Source organism: Alkalimonas sp. NCh-2 (assembly GCF_039631345.1).
GTDB classification, from domain to species: Bacteria; Pseudomonadota; Gammaproteobacteria; order Enterobacterales; family Alteromonadaceae; genus Alkalimonas; species Alkalimonas mucilaginosa.
On record NZ_JBDIUV010000002.1, the window covers coordinates 675711 to 700631 of the forward strand.

The 24921-nt window shown below is 50.6% G+C and carries 29 protein-coding genes; 19 read left to right on the forward strand and 10 right to left on the reverse strand.

Annotation, left to right across the window (positions count from 1 at the left end; all coding sequences use genetic code 11):
* Nucleotides 1–38 precede the first annotated feature (38 nt).
* The gene (gene tatA, locus ABC502_RS08505; protein ID WP_330088570.1) at nucleotides 39–257 is read left to right on the forward strand and encodes a twin-arginine translocase TatA/TatE family subunit; all 219 of its coding nucleotides are present in this window, start codon (nucleotides 39–41) and stop codon (nucleotides 255–257) included.
* 33 nt (nucleotides 258–290) lie between these two features.
* Here the strand turns inward: tatA and fldA are convergent, their stop codons facing one another.
* The 4 genes from fldA to ABC502_RS08525 all read right to left on the reverse strand — a co-directional run bounded on the left by fldA (nucleotide 291) and on the right by ABC502_RS08525 (nucleotide 2187).
* Nucleotides 291–821, reverse strand: coding sequence for a flavodoxin FldA (fldA, locus tag ABC502_RS08510; protein WP_330088481.1), 531 nt, complete (start codon nucleotides 819–821; stop codon nucleotides 291–293).
* A 13-nt stretch (nucleotides 822–834) separates the two neighbouring features.
* Nucleotides 835–1107 (reverse strand): LexA regulated protein, encoded by a 273-nt coding sequence (gene ybfE, locus ABC502_RS08515; protein ID WP_330088480.1) that lies wholly within the window; start codon nucleotides 1105–1107, stop codon nucleotides 835–837.
* Nucleotides 1107–1325, reverse strand: coding sequence for a DUF2788 domain-containing protein (locus ABC502_RS08520; protein ID WP_330088479.1), 219 nt, complete (start codon nucleotides 1323–1325; stop codon nucleotides 1107–1109). Before ABC502_RS08520 ends, ybfE begins: the two co-directional genes overlap by 1 nt.
* A gap of 97 nt (nucleotides 1326–1422) precedes the next feature.
* The gene (locus ABC502_RS08525; protein WP_330088478.1) at nucleotides 1423–2187 is read right to left on the reverse strand and encodes an alpha/beta fold hydrolase; all 765 of its coding nucleotides are present in this window, start codon (nucleotides 2185–2187) and stop codon (nucleotides 1423–1425) included.
* Between the two features lie 164 nt (nucleotides 2188–2351).
* Between ABC502_RS08525 and seqA the strand changes: the two genes are divergently transcribed.
* The 10 genes from seqA (at nucleotide 2352) to ABC502_RS08575 (ending at nucleotide 11617) form a co-directional block, all read left to right on the forward strand.
* Entirely contained in the window at nucleotides 2352–2888 is a 537-nt protein-coding gene (seqA, locus tag ABC502_RS08530) for a replication initiation negative regulator SeqA (RefSeq protein ID WP_345915561.1), read from the forward strand.
* 10 nt (nucleotides 2889–2898) lie between these two features.
* Nucleotides 2899–4548, forward strand: a complete 1650-nt coding sequence (gene pgm, locus ABC502_RS08535; protein WP_345915562.1) for a phosphoglucomutase (alpha-D-glucose-1,6-bisphosphate-dependent) — start codon at nucleotides 2899–2901, stop codon at nucleotides 4546–4548.
* Nucleotides 4549–4766: 218 nt separating this feature from the next.
* Complete coding sequence (locus tag ABC502_RS08540; RefSeq protein WP_345915563.1) at nucleotides 4767–7253, forward strand: glycogen/starch/alpha-glucan phosphorylase; 2487 nt, start codon at nucleotides 4767–4769, stop codon at nucleotides 7251–7253.
* A 328-nt stretch (nucleotides 7254–7581) separates the two neighbouring features.
* A complete protein-coding gene (locus tag ABC502_RS08545) occupies nucleotides 7582–7959 on the forward strand; it encodes a hypothetical protein (RefSeq protein ID WP_330088474.1) in 378 nt (125 codons plus the stop codon).
* Between the two features lie 150 nt (nucleotides 7960–8109).
* Entirely contained in the window at nucleotides 8110–8556 is a 447-nt protein-coding gene (locus ABC502_RS08550; RefSeq protein WP_345915564.1) for a hypothetical protein, read from the forward strand.
* A 154-nt stretch (nucleotides 8557–8710) separates the two neighbouring features.
* Nucleotides 8711–9136: an RDD family protein gene (locus ABC502_RS08555; RefSeq protein ID WP_330088472.1), complete on the forward strand. Its 426-nt coding sequence runs from the start codon at nucleotides 8711–8713 to the stop codon at nucleotides 9134–9136.
* A 153-nt stretch (nucleotides 9137–9289) separates the two neighbouring features.
* Entirely contained in the window at nucleotides 9290–10348 is a 1059-nt protein-coding gene (locus ABC502_RS08560; protein WP_330088471.1) for a hypothetical protein, read from the forward strand.
* Nucleotides 10349–10435: 87 nt separating this feature from the next.
* Complete coding sequence (locus ABC502_RS08565) at nucleotides 10436–10567, forward strand: hypothetical protein (RefSeq protein WP_345915565.1); 132 nt, start codon at nucleotides 10436–10438, stop codon at nucleotides 10565–10567.
* Between the two features lie 83 nt (nucleotides 10568–10650).
* Nucleotides 10651–11052, forward strand: coding sequence for a GFA family protein (locus ABC502_RS08570; RefSeq protein WP_345915566.1), 402 nt, complete (start codon nucleotides 10651–10653; stop codon nucleotides 11050–11052).
* Nucleotides 11053–11152: 100 nt separating this feature from the next.
* Nucleotides 11153–11617: a VOC family protein gene (locus ABC502_RS08575; protein WP_345915567.1), complete on the forward strand. Its 465-nt coding sequence runs from the start codon at nucleotides 11153–11155 to the stop codon at nucleotides 11615–11617.
* 29 nt (nucleotides 11618–11646) lie between these two features.
* On the opposite strand, the gene ABC502_RS08580 is transcribed toward ABC502_RS08575, so the two are convergent.
* From ABC502_RS08580 to ABC502_RS08595, 4 genes are all read right to left on the reverse strand, one after another.
* The gene (locus ABC502_RS08580) at nucleotides 11647–12642 is read right to left on the reverse strand and encodes a helix-turn-helix domain-containing protein (protein WP_345915568.1); all 996 of its coding nucleotides are present in this window, start codon (nucleotides 12640–12642) and stop codon (nucleotides 11647–11649) included.
* A gap of 82 nt (nucleotides 12643–12724) precedes the next feature.
* A complete protein-coding gene (locus ABC502_RS08585; protein WP_345915569.1) occupies nucleotides 12725–13678 on the reverse strand; it encodes an alpha/beta hydrolase in 954 nt (317 codons plus the stop codon).
* Nucleotides 13678–15945, reverse strand: a complete 2268-nt coding sequence (locus tag ABC502_RS08590; RefSeq protein WP_345915570.1) for a TonB-dependent receptor — start codon at nucleotides 15943–15945, stop codon at nucleotides 13678–13680. The genes ABC502_RS08585 and ABC502_RS08590 overlap by 1 nt, the downstream gene beginning before the upstream one ends.
* 100 nt (nucleotides 15946–16045) lie before the next feature.
* Complete coding sequence (locus ABC502_RS08595) at nucleotides 16046–16921, reverse strand: LysR family transcriptional regulator ArgP (protein WP_345915571.1); 876 nt, start codon at nucleotides 16919–16921, stop codon at nucleotides 16046–16048.
* A gap of 106 nt (nucleotides 16922–17027) precedes the next feature.
* Here ABC502_RS08595 and ABC502_RS08600 point away from each other — a divergent pair, with 106 nt between their 5' ends.
* The 4 genes from ABC502_RS08600 to ABC502_RS08615 all read left to right on the forward strand — a co-directional run bounded on the left by ABC502_RS08600 (nucleotide 17028) and on the right by ABC502_RS08615 (nucleotide 19908).
* Nucleotides 17028–17624, forward strand: coding sequence for a LysE family transporter (locus ABC502_RS08600; RefSeq protein ID WP_345915572.1), 597 nt, complete (start codon nucleotides 17028–17030; stop codon nucleotides 17622–17624).
* Between the two features lie 406 nt (nucleotides 17625–18030).
* Nucleotides 18031–18516 (forward strand): VOC family protein, encoded by a 486-nt coding sequence (locus ABC502_RS08605; protein WP_345915573.1) that lies wholly within the window; start codon nucleotides 18031–18033, stop codon nucleotides 18514–18516.
* 57 nt (nucleotides 18517–18573) lie between these two features.
* The gene (locus ABC502_RS08610; protein WP_345915574.1) at nucleotides 18574–18939 is read left to right on the forward strand and encodes a DUF2200 domain-containing protein; all 366 of its coding nucleotides are present in this window, start codon (nucleotides 18574–18576) and stop codon (nucleotides 18937–18939) included.
* Nucleotides 18940–18966: 27 nt separating this feature from the next.
* Nucleotides 18967–19908 (forward strand): alpha/beta hydrolase-fold protein, encoded by a 942-nt coding sequence (locus ABC502_RS08615; RefSeq protein WP_345915575.1) that lies wholly within the window; start codon nucleotides 18967–18969, stop codon nucleotides 19906–19908.
* A 75-nt stretch (nucleotides 19909–19983) separates the two neighbouring features.
* On the opposite strand, the gene ABC502_RS08620 is transcribed toward ABC502_RS08615, so the two are convergent.
* On the reverse strand, nucleotides 19984–20283 hold the full coding sequence (locus tag ABC502_RS08620) for a type II toxin-antitoxin system RelE/ParE family toxin (protein ID WP_345915576.1): 300 nt from the start codon (nucleotides 20281–20283) through the stop codon (nucleotides 19984–19986).
* Nucleotides 20284–20291: 8 nt separating this feature from the next.
* Nucleotides 20292–20534 (reverse strand): type II toxin-antitoxin system Phd/YefM family antitoxin, encoded by a 243-nt coding sequence (locus tag ABC502_RS08625; protein ID WP_330088460.1) that lies wholly within the window; start codon nucleotides 20532–20534, stop codon nucleotides 20292–20294.
* Between the two features lie 394 nt (nucleotides 20535–20928).
* Between ABC502_RS08625 and ABC502_RS08630 the strand changes: the two genes are divergently transcribed.
* The 4 genes from ABC502_RS08630 (at nucleotide 20929) to ABC502_RS08645 (ending at nucleotide 24917) form a co-directional block, all read left to right on the forward strand.
* Nucleotides 20929–21942: a DUF1852 domain-containing protein gene (locus tag ABC502_RS08630; RefSeq protein ID WP_345915654.1), complete on the forward strand. Its 1014-nt coding sequence runs from the start codon at nucleotides 20929–20931 to the stop codon at nucleotides 21940–21942.
* The gene (locus tag ABC502_RS08635; protein ID WP_345915655.1) at nucleotides 21942–22973 is read left to right on the forward strand and encodes a methionine synthase; all 1032 of its coding nucleotides are present in this window, start codon (nucleotides 21942–21944) and stop codon (nucleotides 22971–22973) included. The genes ABC502_RS08630 and ABC502_RS08635 overlap by 1 nt, the downstream gene beginning before the upstream one ends.
* 308 nt (nucleotides 22974–23281) lie before the next feature.
* Entirely contained in the window at nucleotides 23282–23929 is a 648-nt protein-coding gene (locus ABC502_RS08640) for a flagellin (protein WP_345915577.1), read from the forward strand.
* A gap of 85 nt (nucleotides 23930–24014) precedes the next feature.
* Entirely contained in the window at nucleotides 24015–24917 is a 903-nt protein-coding gene (locus ABC502_RS08645; protein ID WP_345915578.1) for a phosphatidylinositol-specific phospholipase C, read from the forward strand.
* The last annotated feature ends 4 nt before the right edge of the window (nucleotides 24918–24921 follow it).

The window sequence follows — 24921 nt, forward strand, 5'->3', positions numbered from 1 at the left end:
CCATGCTGATGGCTGCATATCAACGGGAGGAGGTCGTGATGGCGCTTAGTTTCTGGCAACTGTTACTGGTGGTGGTGTTATTTTTGCTGCTGTTTGGTCGTGGGAAAATACCGCAATTGATGTCCGATTTGGCAACGGGCATTAAAAGCTTTAAAAAAGGTCTGCAGGATGGAGAAGGGGCTTTGCATGAGGAGGCTGAGCAAAAAGAGGCCACGTCGTTGTCTGCCGCCAAGCGGGAAGAAAAGCCTCTAAAATGAGGGTATGGCTGGCACACCCTCTTTATTTTGTGATTACAAGCCTTCCAGCTCTTTTAAGCACATTTCGTCGTACACCTGTTTGCACCAGGTTTTGACGCGTTGTTCAGTGAGCTCGGGCTGACGGTCTTCATCAATGCCCAGACCCACAAAATGAGAGTCGTCTGCTAAGGCTTTTGACGCTACAAAATCGTACCCTTCGGTTGGCCACAAGCCAACGATGATGGCGCCTTTTGGCTCAATAATGTCTCGCAAAGTGCCCATGGCATCCAGGAAGTACTCGGCATAATCTTCCTGATCGCCACAGCCAAAAATGGCCACCAGTTTGTCAGTGAAGTCGATAGCTTCCAGTTCAGGGAAGAAGTCATCCCAGTCGCATTGCGCTTCGCCGTAGTACCAGGTTGGAATACCCAGCAATAACAAATCAAAGTTGGCGATGTCTTCTTTGCTGCTTTTGGCAATATCCCGCACTTCGACCAATTGCTTACCCAGCTCTTTCTGGATCATTTTGGCGATGTGCTCCGTGTTGCCGGTATCACTGCCGAAAAAAATACCTACAGTTGCCATTGAACGATGCCTTTTACTTAATTAAAATCGTGGTTAAAACCTGCTCCAGATAAGCGCTTCGGGTAAGTTGCGCTTTATCTGCTGCTACAGAGAGCTGCTGATACAACTCGTCCGGTACTTTAAACTCAATACGCTTCAAGCCTTTTTCCCGATCGCGTTTCACCTGATTGCGTTTGTTAAACTTTAACTGTTCCTGCCGTGGCAGCAGGTTGGTTCTGGGGCGACCGGGGCGCTTTTCCTGCGCGAATAAATCCGGCGTGGTGCGGTCAGTACTGCTTTTGGCCATCAACCCAGCCCTTGTGTTTCGTAAATAAACTGAATAATGCCTTTGGCGATAAAGCCGGCGCAACCGGTAAAAAGGACGATCCAAACAAAAACGCGGCCGAACATCGGCACTTGTCCACGTTTTAACACATCCTGAATGGCCATGCCGATAAAGAAAAACAACACGGCCAGACCAACCCAGAGTGCCAAAGATTCGTACAACTCAATATCGTAACCCATAATGTGCACACAGCCAGAAAAAAACCGACGCACTATAGCATAAAATGCCTGGTCTTTTCTTGTTTTATCACAAATTCATGGCATAAAAAACGAGCTTTCAGTTTGCCTGGCCGTGTAAAAAATCCAACACGATTTTATGGAAGGCAGCTGGCTTTTCTGCATGCAGCCAATGGCCTGCACCATGGATGATTTTTGCTTTGGCCTGCGGAAACAGGGCTTGTATTGCGCCCTGGTGCTCTGGCAGGATGTAATCGGAGTTGGCACCTTTTATAAAAAGCACCGGGCCGGTGTAGGGCTCTCCTTTAGGAGCGGCTTGCACTTCGTGATAGCGTTTCGCTATGACGGCCAGGTTGCAGCGCCAGCTAAATTGTTCGCCTGTTTTAAGTAAGTTTTTCAGCAGAAACTGCCGTACTCCTGGCTCAGCAATGGAGCGCGCCAACTGCTTATCTGCATCCTGCCGTGTCTGCAGCTTGGCAAGCTCAACAGCCTGCATGGCTTCGATAATCTGGTTGTGCCGGGCTTCGTAGGCGACCGGAGCAATATCGGCCACTAGCAAAGCCTTAACCCGCTGTGGTGCTATTAGCGCCAGTTGCATGGCGGTTTTGCCGCCCATGGAGTGGCCAAGCAGATAAAAGCTGTCGGCATCGTCTGGCAGGCTGTCCAGCACCGCCTGCGCCATCTGGCGGTAGTTCATGGCATCTGTGTGGGGCGAGCGGCCATGGTTTGGTAAATCCATGCTCAGCACCGTGAAATCAGACTCTGCGGCGCGGGCAATGCCTGCCAAATTGTCCTGGCTGCCAAAAAGACCATGCAACAGCACCAGATAAGGGCCACTACCGCGCTGCTCTGTGAAAAGTTTCATGACCATCCTGTAACTTTTATGCCCGGATTATTGGGCTGGTTCATTTTCTGGTATATGGTAGCAGAAACGAGCAAGCAGTCGATACAGGCTGGCATCTGCCAGGGTGGCTTTATATAATGCTGCCAGACCGAACATACCGATAGTTTCCGCAACAGGCGTAATGCATGAAAACCATTGAAATAGATGAAGAGTTGTACCAGTACATTGCCAGTCAAACCCAGCAAATCGGGGAAAGTGCTTCCCAGATCCTGCGCCGCTTGCTGTTAGGCTCGGCTGAGGCGGCTGTGCCGGTGGTGGAGGCAGAGGCTCCTGCCGTAGGGAAAACGGATAAAACCGGGAAGAAACCGGCGAGCCAGGAGATCACCGGCTCGGTATTTGATCGTATCAACCGCCAGGATTTGCAGGCCGAGTCGAGCATTGTTGGCCGCTTTTTGCTGATTTTATCGGCCTTGGCTAAAACCCATCCGAAACAATTTGCCAAGGTGCTGGAAATTAAAGGCCGCGATCGGCAGTATTTTGGCCGCAGCGACAGTGAGCTGTTGCAGTCGGGCAGCAGCACCAACCCCAAAGCTATTCCAGATAGTGACTTTTGGGTGATCAGCAACTCCAATACCACCCGGAAAAAAATGATGTTAACCGAAGCGGCGCTCAAGCTGGGTTACAGTGAAACGGAAGCAGAACAAATTCGCGACTTATTATAAGGAAAGTGCCATGTCAGTTCACCCGAAGGCCGGCCAGGTAGCCAGCAAGGACCAGTTGATCAATGTGTGCCAATTGATCAGCAGCTATTATGAACTTAAGCCCGATGCTGCCAATCCGCTGCAGCAAGTGAGCTTTGGAACCTCAGGCCATCGTGGTAGTGCATTAGCCCATGCGTTTAATGAACCGCATTTACTGGCTATCAGTCAGGCGGTTGCCGAGTATCGCCAGCAGGCAGGGATTACTGGCCCGCTCTTTGTCGGCAAAGACACACACGCTTTATCGGAGCCAGCCTTTGCCTCTGTGCTGCAGGTGCTGATTGCCAATGGGGTGCAGGTACGCATTCAGCAAGGGCAAGGTTTTACTCCAACGCCGGTGATATCGCACGCGATTATTTGCTACAACAAAACGCATTCAGAGCACGCCGATGGCCTGGTCATCACCCCATCGCATAATCCACCGCAAGATGGTGGCATCAAATACAATCCACCGCACGGTGGCCCAGCCGATAGCGATGTGACGGACATTATTCAGCGCCGCGCCAATCAGTTGATGGCGGCCAATCTTCATGGTGTGAAACGTATCCCCTTGGAGCAGGCACTGGCATCACCTTTGTGTGAAGCCATCGATTACATTGAGCCCTATGTGGAGGATTTGCAGCAAGTGGTGGATATGGCGGCTATTGCCAAAGCTGGTATCCGCATTGCGGTCGATCCTTTGGGCGGCTCAGGTATTGATTACTGGCCGGTCATTGCCAGGCGGTATGGGTTGGATTTAACGGTGGTCAATGAGAAGGTCGATCCGGCCTTTGGTTTTATGCCACTGGATAAAGATGGCGTGATCCGCATGGACTGCTCATCGGCCTATGCGATGAGCCAGCTCATTCAATTGAAAGATCAATACGATATTGCCATTGGCAATGATCCGGATTTTGACCGCCATGGCATCGTCACCCGCAGTGGCGGCCTGATGAATCCGAATCACTACCTGGCAGTTGCTATTAATTATCTGCTTAGCAACAGACCCGACTGGCCGGCCGGGCTTCTCATCGGTAAAACACTGGTGTCCAGTGCATTGATTGATAGGGTCGTGGCAGCACGTGGCCGCAGCTTGTATGAGGTGCCGGTTGGTTTTAAGTGGTTTGTGGACGGGCTGGCCTCTGGCACCGTTGCTTTTGGAGGTGAGGAAAGTGCTGGTGCCAGCTTCCTGCGCTTTGATGGCTCAGCTTGGAGTACCGACAAAGATGGCTTTATTTTGGGGCTGCTTGCAGCCGAAATGTTGGCCAAGACCGGTGTTGACCCTTATCTGCAATATCAGGCACTGACCAAAGAGTTGGGTAATCCACTGTATCGGCGGTTGGATGCCGTCGCCAGTCCGGCGCAAAAGCAAGCGTTGAAACAACTGGATGCGAGCAGTGTTACGCAAACTGAACTGGCCGGTGATGCAATTTTGGCAGTCATGACCAAAGCCCCTGGCAATCGGGCAGGGATCGGCGGGGTGAAAGTCGTCACTAAAAATGGCTGGTTCGCAGCCCGACCATCAGGTACTGAAAATACCTACAAAATTTATTTGGAGAGCTTTGTCGATGCCAAACATATGGCCCGGTTGGAAGCTGATGCCCAAGCCTTCGTCGAGGCCGTGTTTGCCACTATTAAGGAGTAAAAGCGCTAAATAGTGTAATATTCTTACGATAATTTATTGTCAATGCCACTGCAAACGTATTCCTGCCTTGTTTTTTGTAATCTTTTTACATTTAATAGCAGGAAATCTTTCACTTGTCTGAGCTTGGCGACAAGCTAAGCTTAGCAAGACCCCGGCAGAATGCATTTATCTGCCGGAGTAGTGCACGACCGGTGAGCTTCTAACCAACAGGATTGGCAATGACTAACAAAACTACCTCCAACAAACCGACTACGGCAGCGCAGCCGCTAACTGCTGAACAACTAAAAGAGCGTATCGTCCGTCATCTGCATGCGACCCTGGGCACAGACTTAAACAAAGCCAGCCCGCAAGCCTGGTGGCGGGCAACCTGTGCGGCTGTCAATGAGTCCGTGTTTGATGGTTTGCGCACTACCCAGCGCGAACACTACGAACAAGACACCAGGGCGGTGCATTATTTCAGCCTGGAATATTTGATGGGTCGCTTGTTCAGCAACAATCTGCATAACCTTGGATTGTATCAGTCAGCCAAGCAGGCGCTGGCCGAACTTGGCCATGATATTACTGAGCTGGAAGAGCAAGAAGAAGATATGGCACTTGGCAATGGAGGCCTGGGCCGCCTGGCTGCATGCTTTATTGATTCGTTGGCGACCATGAATCTGCCGGCCGTCGGTTATGGCATTCATTATGAGCATGGCCTGTTTCAGCAGGAATTTCAGGCTGGACGACAAATTGAGCGGCCAGACAGCTGGCGCGAATACGGCAATCCATGGGAGATCTGCCGGCCAGAGTCGGTGCAGGAAGTTTCGGTGTACGGCTATGTTGAAACTGTATACGACTTGCAAGGGCGGATGAAAAAAGTCTGGCACCCTGGCCGCATTATCAAAGGTGTTCCCTGGGATATCCCGGTGGTTGGTTACCACGGTAGCTCGGTCAACGTATTGCGTTTGTGGGAAAGCCGGGCCAGTGACTTCTTTAACTGGGACGTGTTCAACTCGGGCGGTTATGTCGATGCATCGCGCGAGAACATCGAAGCGGAAACCATTTCCAAAGTGCTGTATCCGAACGATGAAACCGAAGCAGGCAAAGAGTTACGACTGATCCAACAGTATTTCTTTTGCTCCTGTTCACTAAAAGACATGATCCGCCGCTACAAACGAGCTCACGGCGATGATTGGAGCCAGTTTCCGCAGCAGGTGGTGATCCAGTTGAACGATACTCACCCGGCAGTGGCGATACCGGAATTGATGCGTATTTTGGTGGATCGCGCTGATATGGTGTGGGACGAAGCCTGGGCTATCTGCCAGCAGGTGTTTGCTTACACCAACCATACCCTGTTACCGGAGGCGCTGGAAAGCTGGTCGGTACGGATGTTTGAAAAAGTACTGCCACGCCATTTGGAAATTATCTACGAAATCAACCGCCGTTTTCTGCTGGAGCAGGTGGATGTACGCTGGCCGGGTGATAACGACAAAAAGCGCAAACTCTCGATCATCGAAGAAGGCCATGAGCCGATGGTGCGGATGGGGCATTTGTCGGTGGTTGGCTCCTTCCGGGTCAATGGGGTAGCCGAAGTGCATTCCAAACTGGTGCAGTCTGATCTGTTTCCGGAAATGGTCGCTCTGTGGCCGGACAAGTTCACCAATGTCACCAATGGCGTAACACCACGGCGCTGGCTTAAAGCTTGCAACCCGCGGTTGTCATCCATGCTGGATCGACTGGTTGGCACCGAATGGCCAACGGATCTTAAGCAACTGTCCAAGTTGGCTGCCTATGCCGATGATGTGAAAGTGCAGGATGATTTCATGGCCATCAAGCAGCAAAATAAGGCCGATTTGGCCAAAGTTATCAATGAGCTGACCGGAGTTGCAGTGGATCCGGCGGCTATCTTTGATATTCAGATCAAACGGCTGCATGAGTACAAGCGTCAGCATCTGAATCTGTTGCATATTCTGGCGTTGTACCGCCGTATTTTGCAAAACCCGGATTACGACATGGTACCACGGGTCTTTATCTTTGGTGCCAAGGCTGCGCCGGGCTACAAACTGGCGAAAGAGATCATCTATGCCATCAATAAGGTGGCAGAGAAAATCAACCATGACAAACGGGTGAAAGATCGCATCAAAGTAGTCTTTATGCCGAATTACCGCGTGACTCTGGCTGAGAAAATGATCCCGGCGGCCGATGTGTCGGAGCAAATCTCCACTGCCGGTAAGGAAGCTTCCGGTACCGGTAATATGAAGCTGGCACTCAACGGCGCCATTACGGTAGGCACTTTAGATGGTGCCAACATTGAGATTGCCGAGGAAGTCGGAGCGGACAACATTGCTATCTTTGGCTTAACCGTGGATGAAGTCAAAGACCTGCATCGCAGTGGTTACCACAGCCGTGATTACTACCACAACAACCCGGAAATCAAAGCAGTGCTGGACTGGTTAGAAACCGATTACTTCACGCCAGGCAAGCCGGGGGAGCTTTCCGCTATTAAACACAGCTTGCTGGAGGGGGGCGATCCCTATCTGGTGCTAGCCGACTTTGAAGCCTACCAGGCTGCACAGCAGCAAATTGATGGCTGGTATCGTGACAAAGCAGGCTGGGCGAAAAAAGCCATTATGAATACCGCCTGTGTTGGCAAGTTTACCTCGGATCGCTCCATTCAGGATTATGTCGACCGGGTATGGCAATTAAAGCCATGTCACGTCGACTAAAGCCAACCGCTTTCTTTTCGAGCTGAAACAGACAAAGTCCCGGACACCACGCCGGGACTTTTTTGTAAAAGCGTAGAAGATGGCTTTAGACCTTAACAAATCTATATTTGCTAGTTTCGAGTTGCCCCAATAACCCATCGTTTTATTTCTGGTACTTTGTAGTAACATTGATGAATGCAGGAAATTCCTTGATTTACATTTTATTGTGAGGGTAGACTCGCATCTTTCAGGATTCTGGACTTAGTGTATCTACAGTCTATGCATACACAAGTCTGATAACCACCACCAGGCATACTCCGGTTGTTGCCCGCCAGTATGGATATAGCATATGAAAACTATAGATCTTCCCGCTTCGATTAACGACCAGATCCAGGATGTAATGATGGATGTGTTTGATACGCTTCGTGCCAGTCAGAGCCCAGAGTTCAATAAGGACGATTTTCTATCAACGAAACAGCATTATTTGGATGCTATCAGGCTATTACATACTACAAATTATCTGTCTGAAGGTAACAACCCATTGCTTGTAGCGGCCTTGAAAAAAGAGGTTGAGACGCAGGTAACTGATCCATTAGAGCGCTTGGCTTATAGCTTGATATTGCAGAAGCACAACCTGGAACAAGCAACTTCACAGGAAAATTGCAATGCCACATTTGCGATTTTTGTTCCTGTCATCCTTGGATTTATGAATGATGTTGCAGCCTGATGAGTGAACTTAGGCTGTCAGTTTTTCTCATCACTATTGCTCCCGGGGCTCTGGCCAGTTTTTTATCGTGATGGCGATATCGCCATGCTGGACCATAGCCCCGCAGTGCTTGGATTACAACCTGTGCTCTCAACGGAGAAAGATAATTGAATGGATACTCTGCCTAAACTAAAAAAATTGCCCACCCCCTGGTTGTATGTGGTGCTTTACCGCACTTTTTTGGGGGCGGCACTGGCGTATTATCTGGCGGATATGGTTGGCAGGCCTATGCTGCAGCAATTGCTTTTTTTTGCGTTGCTTGCGGTAGTGACCGTGGTGATTGAGCAGTGGCCAAGAGGTGCTTTTAAACCTTATGCAGCCAAGGTGCAGCAAGGCACTATCAGTTTGTTGGGTGTGGAGTTCAAGCTGGCTGATACAGAGTACATGCACTATGAAGTGAGCCAGCGTTCCTGCCATCGAGTAAGTATTAAACAAGCAGGGTATCTGCCAGTAGTGTTGCAGGTCACCCAGGCCGATTTTTTGGAGAACAACCGGCTATTGCATTTTCTGCAGCAGCATTACCCTGCCTTGCAAGTGGTTGATGAGCTAAGCCGCTAGCTGCAGTATTATTCATGAGTAAGGGAATAAAGTCTTTTAAGGTGTTGCTGGTGTTCTCTAGACAATGCACGCGCTCGTTCATTAGCGGGGCTTTATTAGGGAAATCAGTGACATTATCGTTGTTGCTTAGCGCACTATTTTACAGGAGTACGAAATGAAGGATGTGGAATACGCTGGTTTTTGGGTTCGGGTGGGTGCTGCTTTGATTGACAGTGTGCTGTTTATGCTGGTGATTTTACCGATCATTACCCTTATTTACGGCAAAGAGTACTGGTTGGCAGATGCATACGAGCTAAGAGGCTGGGGCCTGATGTTAAACTATGTATTCCCAGCCATCGCTGTGGTTTTATTTTGGGTTTATAAATCGGCAACCCCAGGAAAAATGCTGCTGGGTCTTAAAGTGGTAGACGCCAGCACCGGCCAGCACGTTCCCACCGGTCGATTGGTGCTGCGCTATCTGGGGTATTACCTTGCCAGTATCCCGCTGTTGCTTGGTATTATCTGGGTGGGTTTTGATAAAAAGAAGCAGGGATGGCACGATAAGCTGGCAGGGACTTTGGTGGTAAAAAACACCCGTTAAAAGCGCTGTTAGCTCATCTTAGAGTTCGTCTTACTCTGATTGGGGGCAGCTTATTCATTAAGTAAGAAATTTTTGTCTCAATAACTGATAAATCAGCATAGAATGCTGCACTGAAGCTTGCTTTAAATGCAGTTTTTTCATTCGGAGATACAAGTGAAAGTAAATACATTGGCTATTGTTGTTAGTTTCATTCTTGGTGGGGTCGCTGGTGCTGTTGCATTGAAGCAGTTGGATAGGGTGGGCCCGCAAACTGGCGCTTCACAGCATAGCCTGACAACTCTGGAGCTTGGAAGTACTAGCCGTGGAGAGTTAACTCAGGCTAGTGCCATCAATTTAAAAGATGGTTCACGTTACCAGGCATTCAGATTTCTGCCAGCTCAAGCTGGTTTGTTGCGCATCCAGCAGCATGGGGCTCTTGAAGGCCACTTGACGCTATTGAATGCAGACCATGAAATCATTCAAAACAGCGTCCTGGATGAGCTTTATGTCTTGATTGATGAAACCAGTCGTCAAACACCTTTAACACTGGTTGTCAGTGGTGCCTCTGCCAGTGCCTATGGGCCTTTTCGGCTGGAAACGGAATGGCTGGAGGTAATGAGCGAAAGGAGCCTGGAGGTAAACCAGGAAGTGACCGGTTATCTTACTGGCTCAGTAAACCAGTACGAGGTTACGATAGAGCAGTTCGGCATGTATCAATTTGATATGAGCAGTTCCAAGCTGGATAGCTACCTGACACTGACTGGTTTGGGACTAAACCAGACCGATGATGACGGTGGAGATGGTTTGAATGCTCGCCTTGTATTGATGCTGCAACCCGGGGTTTATCAGTTGGGTGCTTCAACCTCATACAGTGTCGAAGAGCATGGCTTTGGCCAGTACCAACTTCGGCTGCAGCAGCTCAATACGATGCAGGATTTGCAGCAAGGTGGTGAACTGGAAGTGGGGCAACGAGTGCAGGGGATGATGCAGCAGAGTGAAGTCGTTGAGTACAGCTTTAGCCTGCAACAGGAACGACGACTGCGGATTGCTCTGGACTCTGACTCTTTTGATACCGTACTGGAAGTGCAAGGGGCCGGGATCCGCTTCTCGGATGATGATGGTGGCATCGGTACCAACTCATTGATCCATGAAACCTTTCCTGCCGGAGACTATCGGATCCAGGTGATGGCCTATGGCGCAGGCCAAGGCGTTTTCTCACTGCGTATTCACTAAACTCTGCTCCTGGATGCGGTGTTCTTTTGCTCTGTATCCGGGCCTAATCAAGCTGGTGCAAGGTTCCGTCCTTGCCGGCTGCTCCATGTGACGATGGAAACCTACCATCAGTACGACAGTTGCATGAACTGTCATCAGGGAGCACAACGAGCCGGCGCAGACTTTAGCTGGATCCTGGCTCTTCGAGCCTGGGTGAAGCCAGCCGCCAAAGCTCCCTGAGCTGGTAAAAACTTGTCACAAAAAAATCCAGCAGCCGCTGGATTTTCCTTTTATAGTAAAGGCTCCTACGCAAGGAGGTTTTGATGCAAGCACAGTGTTTATGTGGTTCCGTGAAAGTAACCGCCAAGGAGCAACATCAGGTCAGTGTCTGCCACTGCGGTATCTGTCGCCGCTGGGGCGGTGGGCCTTTGTTTGCCGTGCATTGCGGCCAGGATGTTCAATTTGAAGGCCGGGAGTTTGTCACCGATTATTCGTCTTCCGAATGGGCCAATCGCGGATTTTGCCGTCGTTGCGGCACTCATTTGTATTACCATTTGCTGGATGCTAACGAATACATTCTGCCTGCTGGCTTGTTTCAGGATGAAGCAGGCATGGCCCTGACGGAGCAAATCTTTATTGATCAAAAGCCGGATTTTTACAATTTCCGTGAGCAAACCAAGGATTTGACCGAGGCTGAAGTCTTTGCCAAGTTTGCGCCATCCTGAAGTTCAGGATAGCCATGTCCCATACCAGAGTTGGTTGCTGTCCTGGTGAATACAAATGCCCGGATGATGATGACGGGCCTAAGCAACAAGGAGAAGGGTTATGTCGCAAGTTCAAGCAATACCAGAAGGCTACAGCGGAGCCATTCCGTATCTGACCATTAAAAACGCTGCCGATGCCATCGGCTTTTATCAAAAGGCCTTTGGTGCCAAGTTGATCGTAAAAATGGAGATGCCGGGCGGGGGTGTGATGCATGCTGAAATGCGGGTAGGGCAGGCGCTGTTTATGCTGAGCGAACAAAACGATGACTGGGGCACCAAAAGCCCATCGATGTTAGATGGCACTCCGGTTGGCGTGATGATTTATGTGAAGGATGTTGATGCCTTGGTGGAGCAAGCGGTTGCTGCTGGTGCGACCTTAACCATGCCGCCAGCCGATCAGTTTTATGGCGACCGCATGGCCTGTTTGCAGGATCCGTTTGGTCATAGCTGGATGTTCTCGACCCATATCGAAGATGTATCAGAGCCAGAGCTGGAACGCCGGGCGAAAGAGATGTTTGGTGGCTAGCTTGCCGTACGGCTAGCCCCTGCCAGCCATCAGCTTTTCCGCTCAGCGTACTGCCGTGGGCTAATGCCATTCCAGCTGCGAAAGGCGCGCTTAAAGCTGCGGGCGTCGGAAAAAGACAGCTTATGGGCAATATCTTCCAAGGTTAGTTGCTGCATCAGCAGCAACTTAGCTTCCTGGTTTAATAACTGCTCTTTGTACTGGCGAAAGCTTGTTCGGTGCGCTGTCAGGCGCCGGCGCAGCGTGGCCACACTGCAGCCTAAGGTGCGGGCTACACTGGCCTGATCGCGTAAACCGGATTCCAAAGCCAATCTGACTTTAAGCGGAAAGTTGGTCGCGCTCTGCTCGAAAGGCTCCGTGCCAAGGCGCTGCAATTCGCTGTAAACCAAGGCAGAGTTCAGGATTTGGCCGTCAGGTCGCTGAATGGCTCGTGTTGCCAACTCTGCCGGGTAGTGCAGCTCAAAACAGCTGGCGGAAAAGCTCAGTGCCGTTTCGGTAAAGGTGGCAGGCAAGGGGGATTGGCTGGCCGCTTGATTCCGACTTTTGATCTTCAATAAAGGCACCGCAGAGCCTGCCAAAGTGGTGATCACCCCATGAATAAACACCAGTACCATATCCAGGTTAAAAGCAATGTACTGGCGGGCATCGGCGGTATAGGGAAAACAGCGATCATCAATGCGGTAAATCAAGTGCCGCTCGTTGCATTCCAGCTGATTGTAGTTGCCCGCATGAATAAAATTATACGCATTCGCCAGTTGCTGCAATGCCTGCTGAATTGTGGTGCAGTGGCAAAGGCTGGACAGCACATAGTCATTAGTCCCCGGCATTAGTGGCCGCTCCGACAAGTGCAGCGACTCATCCTGTACTTCGATGGCAAAACGCTCCAGCAAGCGCAACATACTGGCAGGGCTGCCTGTATCCCCAGGCGCTGTTTGCTCAATCAGCGCATCTATGCGGACATCATGCGCTGCCATCATCTCAGATAACATCTGCCAGCTGTCTTTGGTCACATGCTCTGTTGCCATCATTGTTTGCCGCTGCTTAATCCTGTAATGACTAAAGCATAACTTGGCTCAGCTGGCAACAGTACCAAAGTGCAGGATCCTATCCCTAGACAATAGCCAGCAAATCCTCACGCAGTTGCTTTGCCAGCTGGCTTCTGGCGTGCTGTGAAATAGGTAAGATGCCGAAAGAGACAAAAGCATGGATGCTATCGTAGCTATCCAGCCGCTGTAGTAAGCCAAGCGCTTGCAGCCGCTCTGCCAGTACTTTTCCTTCATCCAGCAATGGATCGAAGTTGGCCAGCAACAAAGAGGTTGGGGGCAGATCGTCCAGTTGGGACTGCAATAAGGGCGAGATTTCCGGGTTATCGCTGCGCTCATTATCCGTAAGATACCAGTTTCGGGTATCGTCAATGGCAGACCGTGCCAGCAGATAATCGCCATTGCCAAATTGCAGCCGGGATGGGTAGGCATCGTGTGGGCTGTGTACATCCAGTACCGGATAAATCAGATACTGGGCTGCAATGGGCAGGTGCAGACTGCGGCTGGCCCTTATGCTGAGTGCCAGCGCCAGGTTGCCACCGGCACTGTCGCCCATCACGGCAATTTTAGTGGCCGAAATGCCGAGCTCAGCCGCTTGATGATGCAACCAGCGCAGAGCAAGACTTGCATCGTCTAGCCCCGCCGGGTAGGGGTGATCTGGTGCTAACCGGTACTCCACACTTAAAAAACGCACACCGCTTTGCTGGCACAGTGAGCGGACCAACGCATCGTAACAATCCAGATCGCCAAGGCTCCAGCCACCGCCGTGTAAAAACAATACGATGGCATCCGGCACCTGCAACTGCTGCGGCTGATACAACCGGGCTGGGACTAAATGGTTGGTGGCGGCCAACTGCAGCGTCTCAACCCGGCAGCCTGGGTCGCTGTCACCGGCCAGTGATAAAAACATGGCCCGCGCGCCAGCACGCGAAGCTTCGATGGTTGGCTTATGCGGCTGCAGCTCTGCCGCCTGTTGGTTAAATTGCTCAAGAAGGGCTGCAGTTGCTTGATCCATGCTCATTAGAAATACCTGTAAGTTAGTTGCAGGCCAAAGGTGCGGGGATCGCCGTAATAACCCAGTTGTACCCCCGGTGAGGCACTTAAATCAAAGCCATGCTGGCGATAGCGTTTATCGGTCAGGTTTTTGCCAAACAGATTCAGTTGCCATTGCTCATTCTGGCTCTGCCAGCTAAGATACAGATCGTACAGAGCGAAGCCGGGCTGTGCCAGTACATCACTGCTACTGACGGTCAGATAGGTTTTGCTTTTGATACTGACACCAGCATTGAGCGACAGGCTGCCGTGGCTGCCTAAATCAAACCAGTAATCCAGCCCCAGCCGGCCATTCCAGCGCGGTGCATTCACCAGCTCCCGCTCATCGCTGATTTCCTGCTCAAAATCGCCCAGCAGTTCATCGTAGCCACCGGCCAGGTAGCCCAGATTCAGGTTCAGCGTTAAGCTGTCGCTAAGCAAAGCCTGCAGTTCCAGCTCGGCACCATAGGTACTGGCTTTGCCGGCGTTTTCAAACAGCGATAAAAAGGCCCCCGTATCCGGATCAATCGAAAAACGACTGAGCTGGAAGTTTTTGTAATCGTTGTAGAATAAAGCCGAATTTAGCCGCACTTGCTGGCTAAGTAACATCGACTTGGAACCGACTTCATAACTCCACAGGGTTTCCGGATCGTAGGGCTGGGCAAACGAGGTTAAGCGGCCATTGAAACCACCGCTTTTAAAGCCTTTGCTGATGTTGCTGTACAGCATGGTTTGGGGGGAGTATTGGTAGTTCAGTACGGCGCGTGGGGAGAAATCATTCCAGCTTTGGCTGGCATCGTAACCAGTCAGGCTATGGCCAATACCCGTACCAAATACGGCTTGCATGCCTTGCGGGGTATCAATGCCGGTACCGGCAAACTCTTCACCGCGATTGCTAACCTGCTTTTTCTCGCTGGTCCAGCGGGCACCCAGTGTCATGCTGAGTGGTTCGTTCAGCTGTAGGGTCAGGTTGCTGTAAATAGCATAGCTGGTATTGGTTTGATCGCGCAAACCAGCACTAATCACCGGAAATGGAAAGAAAATGCCATCACCTAGCGGCACAAAAAAGTCCGGCGCAATGGCACCACCAAGGCTCCAGGAGTTCTCTTTAAAGTAAAATAGCCCGGATACCAGCGATAAGCGCTCGCTGCGGTACAGCCACTGCAGTTCCTGGCTAAGCTGATCCTGATCTTCGTAGCTGTAGATACCAAAACTGGCATCGGGTGTGCCATCAAGGTCCAGATGCGTACGGTAGGTCATTTCCCGGTACGCCGTAATGGACTTGAGGGTAGATTGCTGCAACTGATAATCCAGTGTCAGGGCTGCCCCTTTGGTGCGCAATTCTTCACGGTCATTAAAGTTGGCATTGACCACCAAGGGATCATCGCCCACCGGCAAGAAATCCCCTGTTGGGATTGAGTAAATCGGCGTTAGCCGATGCGGGGTGCGGGAAAAATCCGGGTTCTGGTTAGAACCATCCAGCACCAGATAGGCTGATAAATCATCGGTTGGGGTGTAAAGCAGACTGCCACGCCAGGTAAGCGAGTCTTTGTCGTAATCATGCTGGCCGGTATGTTGGTTAAAACTAAAGCCATCGCGGCTGTTTTTGGCAATGGCAAAGCGACCGGCTAGTTGCTCTTCGAGCAGCGGGCCGGTCAGACTGGCTTTTACGCCTCGTTGATTAAAGTTGCCTGCCATCAGGCTGAGATAGCCTTCCGGGATGTCACTGGGGCGGGCGCTGGTAAATTTCACCGCGCCGCCGATGGTGTTGCGGCCGTACAGAGTTCCCTGCGGACCGCGCAGCACTTCAATTTGTTGCGGGTCGACCACATCCAGAAAAGCGCCTTGCACCCGGCCCAGATAGACATCATCCAGGTAAATGCCAACTCCGGGATCATTAAAGGAAATCGAGTCCAGCTGGCCGACACCACGAATATAGACCACCGCATTGGCGGCATCGCCGACATGCAGGTTCAGGTTGGGTACCAGGGCCTCCAGTTGGCCCAGGTTTTGAATTTGGTACTGCTCCAGCTCGGTGCTGGATAAAGCGGTAACGGCAATCGGCACTCGCTGCAGGTTTTCGGTTTGCCGGGTCGCCGTTACTTCGATAACTTCGATACTGCGGCTGGCTGCTTGCTCTGTGTTTGCTTCCTCGGCATTGGTTAAATGTGAGCTCAGTGCACTGCATAGTGCCAGCGGTAATACACCGAGGCGAAATGGAATCGTGCTGTATTGTTGTCGTTGTTGTACAGTCATCACAGGATCCTTACCTTGTCGTAGGCTTTCATAGTAAGCCAGTGGAGGGAAGGGGCAAGGACAGAAGCCGTCAACTTTGGGGGTTAAAATCGCTCACAAGTCAGAGTCGCTCAGTATTGAGCTGTTGCCGTGCAGTAGCTGTAATTTGCTGGCGCAATTGCGCCATTAAAGGACTTTCGTTTTGCCAGTAATGCCAGTAGAGCGGTGTATCCAACTGGTAATCTGGCGTTATATCAACCAATTGCTTACTTTCCAGCAAGGTCTGCATTTGCAGCTCTGGCAGCAAACCAAAGCCTAAACCTGCCAGCGTGGCACGCAAAAAGCCTTCCGACGATGGGCATAAATGCGTTTTTTGCGGTGGCTGGCCGCAGATATCCAGCAAGAACTGATGTTGCAACTGATCATCCTGGTTAAACACCAGGCAAGGGGCCTTGGGCAGTTGGGTCAGTAAATCTTTATCGAGCTGGTAACGTTGAATAAAGGCCGGGCTGGCGACTGCCCGATAACGAAGGGCGCCCAGCGCTTGCACCCTGGCGCCATTGACTGCCTGGCTACTGGCGCACAGGCAGGCCATGACATCGCCTTGTTTCATTCGTTTTAAACCGACCGACTGATCTTCCACCACAAAATCAAAGCACAGCTCAGGGTAGTCCGGCATAACCAGCGCAGCTGGCAGCCAGGTTGCCAGCGAGTCGGCATTTACCGCCAGTCGCACTGTGGTCACGCTGGTCGCCTCTAACCCCAGTGATGCCTCCATTTGCCGTACCTGCTGCAGATGATTCAGCAAACGTTGTCCCATCGGGGTGGCTACTGGTGGCGCGGTGCGCAGTAACACCGGCTGGCCCACAATGGCCTCCAGTTGCTTGATGCGATGGCTAACAGCAGACTGGGTCAGGAACAGCTGTTTTGCTGCCCGCTCAAAGCCAGCTTGTTCCACTACGGCGGAGAGTGCTTGCAATAGACGGTAATCAATCATGAATTTAATTCATTAAGATATAAAATAATTCGTTGGATTAATGGTAGTGGCAAAGGGTATGTTTTGCCCAGGTTTTTTGGCGCAGGTTTCATTGCATGGGGGCAACATGACGTTTTTACTGGGGTTTGGTGTTGGCATAAGTTTAATTGTGGCTATAGGTGCGCAAAATATCTGGGTATTAAGTCAAAGCATGGCTGGGGCAAACCGGTTGATCATCGCAGCCGTCTGTATTGTATGCGACAGCCTGTTAATTGTACTGGGGGTATTTGCGGTGCATCACATGCAGCAACTGGTACCGCCATTGGTGCCGTTGCTCACCTGGTTGGGTGTGGCGTTATTAGTATGGCTGGCCTGGCACGCAGCGCGCCGTGCCTGGCGCGGTGGCAACAGCTTGCAGGCCGATACGGCTGCCCAAGTGATGAGCAACAGCAAAACCGCAGTAACGGCGCTGGCTATTACTTTGCTGAATCCGCATGTGTATCTGGATACGGTGTTTTTAATCGGCGGCGTCGCTAATCAACAGGCGACACCGCTCTGGTTTATGCTTGGCGCCTGTACCGCTTCGCTGGTGTGGTTTTCTTCGTTAACCGCGCTGGCACCGAAGCTGAAAATCTGGCTGAACTCTGCCAGACGCTGGCAGCTGTTTGATGGCGCTGTCGCTATTTTGTTAAGTGGTATCGCACTGAATCTGGCGTTGTATTGAGGTATCAGATGACATCCGGCAGATGCTGTAAGCTATTAAAGTGTAACGATTAGCTGCCCAATAGTTTGCAGCACTTGTGCTGTTTTAAGGCATGGTGTAACGACTACGAAATGCAGCCAAGCCTTTGCTACTGAAGCGAATAATGCGTGAGTCCGGATCGCGACTCGCCCATTGCTTAGCAAGCAGATCAGACAATACCCAGTGGCCAAGTGTGCCAGCTAATTTTCCAAAGCACTAAAATCGGTTACTGGGGTTGTCTTTATTGGCTTTGCCGCTAAATTATTGACGTTACGCAGTTCATCAGCATTATAGATTGTCCTTTTAGTTAGCATCCCTGTCGAATCCGGGCCAGCTCAGCCGACTATAATTGCCACTTAGGGCAATAGCACAGACAGGAGAACGGATCATGACCACCCTTGCCAAGAATACCATTTGCCTTTGGTACGATAACGATGCCGAAGAAGCCGCACGTTTTTATACTGAGACCTTCCCGGATTCGAGCATCAAGGCGGTGCACCGTGCGCCCGGTGATTACCCTGCGGGGAAAGAAGGGGATGTGCTCACCGTCGAGTTCACTGTACTCGGGGTTGCCTGCCTTGGGATGAATGGCGGACCTGGCGTGAAGCACAGTGAAGCTTTTTCTTTTCAACTTGCTACCGAGGATCAGCAAGAGACAGATCGTTACTGGAGTGCCATTGTGGGCAATGGCGGCCAGGAGGTCGAGTGTGGTTGGTGCAAGGACAAATGGGGTATTTCCTGGCAAATTACGCCAGTGGCACTGACCCAAGCCTACACCAGCACCGATCGTGCCGCCGCCAAACGGGCTTTTAATGCGATGATGACGATGAAGAAAATCGATATCGCTGCCATTGAGGCTGCATTTCGCGGTTGATAGCAAGGCCAAATCGGTCAACAATGGTCCAGATGCATTTGAATATGGGGGCTTCCTGTGACCACTACTCAAGAACATGACGAGCGCATGGCGCGGATGACTTTTAGCTCGGTCTACCCGCACTATGTCAGCAAAGTTGCAAAGAAAGGGCGAACTCTGGCAGAGCTGCATCAGGTCATTGCCTGGCTGACCGGCTTTGATGACAAAGACCTGGAGCGCCTGATTGAGAGTGAGGCCACCTTTGAGCAATTCTTTGCTAAAGCCAAACTCAACCCGAATGCCAGCCTGATCACTGGCACCATTTGCGGCTATCGCATTGAAGACATCGAGACCACCTTAACCAGGCAAGTCAGATACCTGGACAAACTGGTGGACGAACTGGCCAAAGGCCGTAAGATGGAAAAAATCTTACGAACAGCCTGATTCAGGTCTTTTTGTCGCGGAGTGATGATGAAACAGCAATTAGCTGCAGGTGTGTTGGCCATAGTGCTTATGGTGCTCGTTGCGTGCGATAGTCGCGTCCCGGCTCAGCGTCAGCTTGAAAGTGACGCTAAGCTGCTGCGGCTTGATTATCAAAGCAGTATTGATAATCTGCCACGGCAGTACTTTGTCTATTTACCGGTTGGTTACCAGCAAGAAAGTGACAAACAGTGGCCAGTGTTACTGTTTTTACACGGCAATGGCGAACGGGGGAATGGCCTGGATGAGTTGGATTACACCTTAATTCATGGCCCTTTGTATGAAGCCTGGGTGCAAAAGCGCGAGCTGCCGTTTATTATCGTGGTGCCGCAGCTGCCTATGTTTGATATGGGGCAGTTGCCTTACATTGCAAACCGTTCACCGGCGGATATTCCACAGCGTCTGACGGATGGCGTACCGCCGCGGCCGGATAGTTTTCCATCCAGCGCACCTATTGCTCCAGCAGCCGCTGTGACGGATATGAGCACAGTGCCGGCACTGCTGCCAGATGGCTGGGAAACCGCAGAACTAGATCTACTGCTGATCCTGCAACAGGTGCAGGCGAAGTTCCACACCGATCCTACGCACCTTTACTTAACCGGCATCAGTTATGGTGGCTTTGGCAGTTGGTTTATGGCCAGCCAGCACCCGCAGTTATTTGCTGCGGTTGCACCGGTAGTGGGTTGGGGCCACCCGGATTTAATGCCGCCTATCGCACAAGCACAAACCCCGCTTTGGGTATTCGCCGCCGGGCGGGATTCAGCCATAAATAAAGATTACTTTTATCCCGGTATTGAAACCCTGCGCCAACTGGGCCATTACAACGTCCGCTTTAGTATGTTAGAGCAGGCAGAACATGACGCCTGGCGCCAGGTGTATGCCGGTCAGGATCTCTACGATTGGTTGTTGCAGCACCAAAAGCCGGTTGAGTGAGCGGTAGCATACCTGCCACAGTAAAAGCTAAGAGGGCTTCCTTGTCGTCTTAGTTACCGCAGAGTCACTGTCATGCTATGGCAGGTGCTTTTGTGGCAGTTGTGGTTGCCCTAATACGGCCACGATCAGAATAAAGCCGTCTTCTTTTGTGAAGTAGGTGGTATGTTTGCCAATCGGGAAATAGAATCCATTGGGGTAGATGTCGTTGCAACTGCGCCCCAGTTCAGGATTATCGGCCAACATTTGAAAGCCAGACAGCAGAGTTGCTTTGTATTTTAGCCACTGTGATTCAGAGAAATTTGTTAGGGTGTAATCTCTAATTGCACGCAAATGTGCCTGTGCCAGGCTGCTTAGCTGAAAGCTTTTCTGTTGCATCAATGGCTTTAGAGCGTGTTAAGAAAACTTTCGCCATCAACCACCTTGCCGTTGGCCAGGTCCTTCTTCGCAGCATCGAAGCATTGTTTCAAATACTCCGCCTTCATCGCCTCCAATGCTTCAAAATCATGAATTGACATCACCACCACGGCATCTTTGCTGTTTTTGCTGATTTTAATCGGTTCCCGCTGCGCATTGAGCAGCAATTCGCCAAAATTCCGCTTTGCATCATTTGCGGTTAATGTTTGCATTGTAAAGCTCCATTGCTAACCACCCCCTAGAGTATAACGTATCGCACAAAGCGGTCAATATGCTTAAATCATGCGATTGGTGCGGGTATCTGGCAGTGGTCATCGTTTTAGTCTGTCTATCACATGCTCTCCCAATAGCTACTTATCACCAGCACTTTATGGCTATGCAGCAAAGCAGTTGCTGAGAGGAGAATGGCACTATGAAAATTTTTCATGCTGCACCTGAAATATCACCATTTTCCTTCCCCGAATTTTGCGCGTATAACACATTCATGGTTGCCGTTTAGATGTCCAGATGCCTAATTGGCATCGAATGCACTGGCAACAAATGCATGCAACAGGGGTTGCCGCTCGCAAAGCAGCAGCCTAGGTAACAGACAACGGGGTAGCAAAGATTATGAACAACTTTACATTTAGCATTAAGAGCATCGCTTTTGACGAGCATTATCAGCCGGCCGACAACACCCGCATCACCACCAACTTTGCCAATTTGGCCAGAGGGGCCAGTCGTCAGCAGAATTTGCGCAAAACCCTGGCGATGATCGACCGCCGCTTTAATGCACTGGCGCCCTGGGATAACCCAAATGCCGATCGCTATGCGGTGCAACTGGACATTATTTCCGTCGATATCCACATCCAAGGCAAAGCGCAGGGGTTCCCGGCGATAGAAGTGCTTAAAACCAGTATCATTGATCGCAAAACCAAGCAGCGGATTGAAGGCATTGTTGGCAATAACTTTTCGTCCTATGTGCGCGATTATGATTTCAGTGTGGTATTGCTGGAACATAACAAAAACAAGCCCAATTTCAGCATTCCGCCAAACTTTGGCGATTTGCACGGCAAACTGTTTCAGTGCTTTGTCAGCTCCAGCGAGTACCAGCAACACTTTCGCAAGCCGCCGGTGATTTGCCTCAGCGTATCCGACAACAAAACCTACCAGCGTACCAGGAATTGGCACCCGGTGCTGGGCGTGGAGTATCAGCCGGATGAAAGCTCGCTGACCGAGCAGTACTTCAAAAAAATGGGCTTGAATGTGCGCTACTTTATGCCGGCTCAAAGCGCCGCGCCGCTGGCGTTTTATTTCTTTGGCGATTTGCTCAATGACTACAGCAATCTGGAGCTGATTGGCACCATCAGCACCATGGAAACCTTTCAAAAAATATACCGGCCGGAAATTTACAGTGCCCATGCTACGGCAGGGGAGCGCTATCAGCCCAATCTGAAAAACCCAGATCACGCCGCAACCGACATCGTCTACGATCGGGAAGAGCGCAGCCGGCTGGCGGTGGAGCAGGGCCGGTTTGCCCAAGAGCACTTTATCAAGCCGCACCAGCAGCTGCTGGAACAATGGGCTGCACAGTACCCTATACCTGAAATCTCGTTAACTGAAGAGCGGGCGATTGCATGATGAATAGACTACTTCCTACCTCCACCGCTGGCAGTTTGCCCAAACCATCCTGGTTGGCGGAGCCTGAAACCCTGTGGTCGCCCTGGAAATTGCAGGGCCAGGAGTTAACCGATGGCAAACAGGATGCGCTGCGGCTGGCGCTGCACGAGCAGCAACAAGCCGGGCTGGATATTGTCAGCGACGGCGAGCAATCGCGGCAGCACTTTGTCACCACCTTTATTGAACATTTAGATGGCGTGGACTTTGCCAAACGCGAAATCATGCGCATTCGAAATCGCTACGAAGCCAGCGTACCCTCGGTGGTGGGGGCGGTCAGCCGGCAAAAACCGGTCTTTGTGGAGGATGCGCGCTTTTTACGTCAGCAAACCAAACAACCAATCAAATGGGCGCTGCCAGGCCCGATGACCATGATTGACACTCTGTACGATGGTCATTACAAAAGCCGTGAGCAACTGGCCTTTGAGTTTGCCAAAATTCTCAATCAGGAAGCCAAAGAGTTGGTGGCAGCTGGGGTGGATATTATTCAGTTCGACGAGCCGGCTTTTAATGTGTTTTTTGACGAAGTGAATGACTGGGGCATTGCTGCCTTAGAGCAGGCGATAGCCGGCCTTGACTGCGAAACTGCTGTGCATATTTGCTATGGTTACGGCATCAAGGCCAATACCGACTGGAAGCAAACGCTGGGCTCGGAATGGCGCCAGTACGAGGCTGTGTTTCCTAAACTTCGGGAGTCCTCCATTGATATCATCTCGCTGGAATGTCACAACTCTCGGGTGCCGATGGACTTGCTGGAGCTTATTCGTGGCAAAAAAGTGATGGTAGGTGCCATTGATGTAGCAAACCACAGCATTGAAACCCCGGAGGAAGTCGCCGCCACGCTGCGCCAGGCACTGCAGTTTGTTGATGCCGACAAGCTCTACCCATGCACCAACTGCGGCATGGCGCCACTACCGCGCCAGATTGCACGGGGCAAACTTCAGGCTTTAACAGCAGGTGCTGCGATGGTTCGCACTGAACTTACCAGCAGCTAAATGTGCGAAGGCGTTTCATGGTTGCAGAAAACACGCTCTATTGTAAATTATAGCTGACAACAGGCGGTCGTTGGAGCTTAACCCACTGTCCGCCAGGGATAGCTACGTCATGGATACATCATATCAACCAAATAAGTGGCGATGTTTCGTGAGGTGTGACTTTTGAAAGTAAAGGATTTTTGAAGTAACGAATTTGCAAATAAAGCTTGTGTAAACTACTTTTTAACTGTTGGTGTTTTTTGGTTGATTGATCAATCAGGTTTTCCAATGCAAACGATGACTATCACAGTTGATTAGGAGAAAAGCACATGACAACATTGCACAACAATGAGTTTGTCTTCAACATTGAAGGACTCTCAGAGATTTCTTTTACAGAAAAAGATCACAAAATTACGCAGGGCCAGCCTTATCAGGGCGTGAGCTGCAAAGGGACGACACTAACCGTCAAAGCGGGCCGCCACAACTCTAGTGATGTTGCGAAGTGGTTTCTAAACAACACCAAAGGTGGCGGGGTCATCGCTAAAACATTTAACGATGAACAACCTGAAGCGCTTAATTTTGCAGTGCGAGGGACCTTAGTGCTGCACATCAAAGGTGTTGCTTACACCCTGGACGATTTTGTTGTAGGCCAAGGACACTTTGAGACCCATAATAACTGGTGGATTGGCTCCAAACAAATGTTTGGTGTAACCTGGAAAGAAGTCAACCAACAGTATATAGAAGGCTTGGTTGAAGATTCGCTGAATGTGGTCAGTGACATTATTTCAGAGGACCCGGTGGGTAGCATCGTCGATACCGTCAAACTTATCTTTGACATTCTTAATAAACGCAAAGTTGGCTCTGGCTCTATAGCAGCACGCACCAGTGAGTCTGCTTCAGCGGTAGAATTGTTCTTATTTCAAATGGACAATTCGGATACCAACGCAGTGAAGACTGGTCATTACAAACACCCTTAAGTCTTAGCCAATAAGGCCAGACCATAGACTTTATCTCATGGGGACTGGCCGTTATCTGAACGGGTAGACAAGATCGGAGCATGCGATGACTGATGTAACCACAAAAAACTGGATGCAGGCGCTGGATAAACGTTTAACATTAGACCAAATCTCTATGCCTGGGACTCATGACTCAGGTACAGCAAAAGCGCCGCCTGGCGCTGCCCGAACACAAAATTTTGGTATTTATACGCAGCTAAACGATGGTATTCGTTTTCTTGATATCCGTGTTGATGCAAACGGTTCTGAGTCTGATCCCCTCAATATTTATCATGGCATCATCAGCTGTGGTATTTCTTTGGGGAATGTGCTTGATGATTGTCTCATTTTTCTGTTAAAAAACCCCAGCGAAACACTGGTTATGCTCATGGACGCCGCAACTGGAAGCGTTAAAAACGTACAAGAAAAATTTGATGATTACATCGCGCAAGAGAAATATCAGAGCTTGTTTTATTTGGAAAGCAGAGTGCCCACATTGCAGCAGTGTCAGGGTAAAATAGTGCTGTTAAGGCGCTTTGCAGGCAACACTGGCATCGATTTATCCTATGGCTGGAAAGTGAATGAAACGTTCACCTTAACAACACCAGAACAGCAGATCTTTGAGATCGAAGATCAATACAAAGAGCACAATACGCATAAAAAACTGGCGGCGGTTGAAGCATCAATAAACAGTGCCATCACAAACCCTGATGATGGTGTGATGCACATTACCTACAATAGTATCGCGCAAGGTGGGCATACTCCTTACCAGTACGCTTGGGGTGGTGGTCTTAGCAAAGTAGATCCCATGATGAATCCGGGGCTGACTGAGTTTTTACAACGCCAACAAGTAGGAGCAAGGTTTGGCATTGTTGTTTTGGATTTCTACAATAACGAAGCGAGTAATCCAGATAACCGTAACGCCGAGCTCATTATTGCTACCAACCCCGGCGTGGTGTTAGAAAGTTAGCTGC

Coding starts and splice junctions, on each gene's coding strand:
- tatA (WP_330088570.1), top strand. CDS start 39: ATGGCGCTTAGTTTCTGGCAACTGTTACTGGTGGTGGTGTTATTTTTG.
- ABC502_RS08575 (WP_345915567.1), top strand. CDS start 11,153: ATGTCGCAAGTTCAAGCAATACCAGAAGGCTACAGCGGAGCCATTCCG.
- ABC502_RS08520 (WP_330088479.1), bottom strand. CDS start 1,325: ATGGGTTACGATATTGAGTTGTACGAATCTTTGGCACTCTGGGTTGGT.
- ABC502_RS08585 (WP_345915569.1), bottom strand. CDS start 13,678: ATGAGCATGGATCAAGCAACTGCAGCCCTTCTTGAGCAATTTAACCAA.
- ybfE (WP_330088480.1), bottom strand. CDS start 1,107: ATGGCCAAAAGCAGTACTGACCGCACCACGCCGGATTTATTCGCGCAG.
- ABC502_RS08525 (WP_330088478.1), bottom strand. CDS start 2,187: ATGAAACTTTTCACAGAGCAGCGCGGTAGTGGCCCTTATCTGGTGCTG.
- ABC502_RS08625 (WP_330088460.1), bottom strand. CDS start 20,534: ATGCAAACATTAACCGCAAATGATGCAAAGCGGAATTTTGGCGAATTG.
- ABC502_RS08600 (WP_345915572.1), top strand. CDS start 17,028: ATGACGTTTTTACTGGGGTTTGGTGTTGGCATAAGTTTAATTGTGGCT.
- fldA (WP_330088481.1), bottom strand. CDS start 821: ATGGCAACTGTAGGTATTTTTTTCGGCAGTGATACCGGCAACACGGAG.
- ABC502_RS08605 (WP_345915573.1), top strand. CDS start 18,031: ATGACCACCCTTGCCAAGAATACCATTTGCCTTTGGTACGATAACGAT.
- seqA (WP_345915561.1), top strand. CDS start 2,352: ATGAAAACCATTGAAATAGATGAAGAGTTGTACCAGTACATTGCCAGT.
- ABC502_RS08620 (WP_345915576.1), bottom strand. CDS start 20,283: ATGCAACAGAAAAGCTTTCAGCTAAGCAGCCTGGCACAGGCACATTTG.
- ABC502_RS08555 (WP_330088472.1), top strand. CDS start 8,711: ATGAAGGATGTGGAATACGCTGGTTTTTGGGTTCGGGTGGGTGCTGCT.
- pgm (WP_345915562.1), top strand. CDS start 2,899: ATGTCAGTTCACCCGAAGGCCGGCCAGGTAGCCAGCAAGGACCAGTTG.
- ABC502_RS08545 (WP_330088474.1), top strand. CDS start 7,582: ATGAAAACTATAGATCTTCCCGCTTCGATTAACGACCAGATCCAGGAT.
- ABC502_RS08595 (WP_345915571.1), bottom strand. CDS start 16,921: ATGATTGATTACCGTCTATTGCAAGCACTCTCCGCCGTAGTGGAACAA.
- ABC502_RS08615 (WP_345915575.1), top strand. CDS start 18,967: ATGAAACAGCAATTAGCTGCAGGTGTGTTGGCCATAGTGCTTATGGTG.
- ABC502_RS08635 (WP_345915655.1), top strand. CDS start 21,942: ATGAATAGACTACTTCCTACCTCCACCGCTGGCAGTTTGCCCAAACCA.
- ABC502_RS08550 (WP_345915564.1), top strand. CDS start 8,110: ATGGATACTCTGCCTAAACTAAAAAAATTGCCCACCCCCTGGTTGTAT.
- ABC502_RS08540 (WP_345915563.1), top strand. CDS start 4,767: ATGACTAACAAAACTACCTCCAACAAACCGACTACGGCAGCGCAGCCG.
- ABC502_RS08580 (WP_345915568.1), bottom strand. CDS start 12,642: ATGATGGCAACAGAGCATGTGACCAAAGACAGCTGGCAGATGTTATCT.
- ABC502_RS08640 (WP_345915577.1), top strand. CDS start 23,282: ATGACAACATTGCACAACAATGAGTTTGTCTTCAACATTGAAGGACTC.
- ABC502_RS08645 (WP_345915578.1), top strand. CDS start 24,015: ATGACTGATGTAACCACAAAAAACTGGATGCAGGCGCTGGATAAACGT.
- ABC502_RS08570 (WP_345915566.1), top strand. CDS start 10,651: ATGCAAGCACAGTGTTTATGTGGTTCCGTGAAAGTAACCGCCAAGGAG.
- ABC502_RS08590 (WP_345915570.1), bottom strand. CDS start 15,945: ATGACTGTACAACAACGACAACAATACAGCACGATTCCATTTCGCCTC.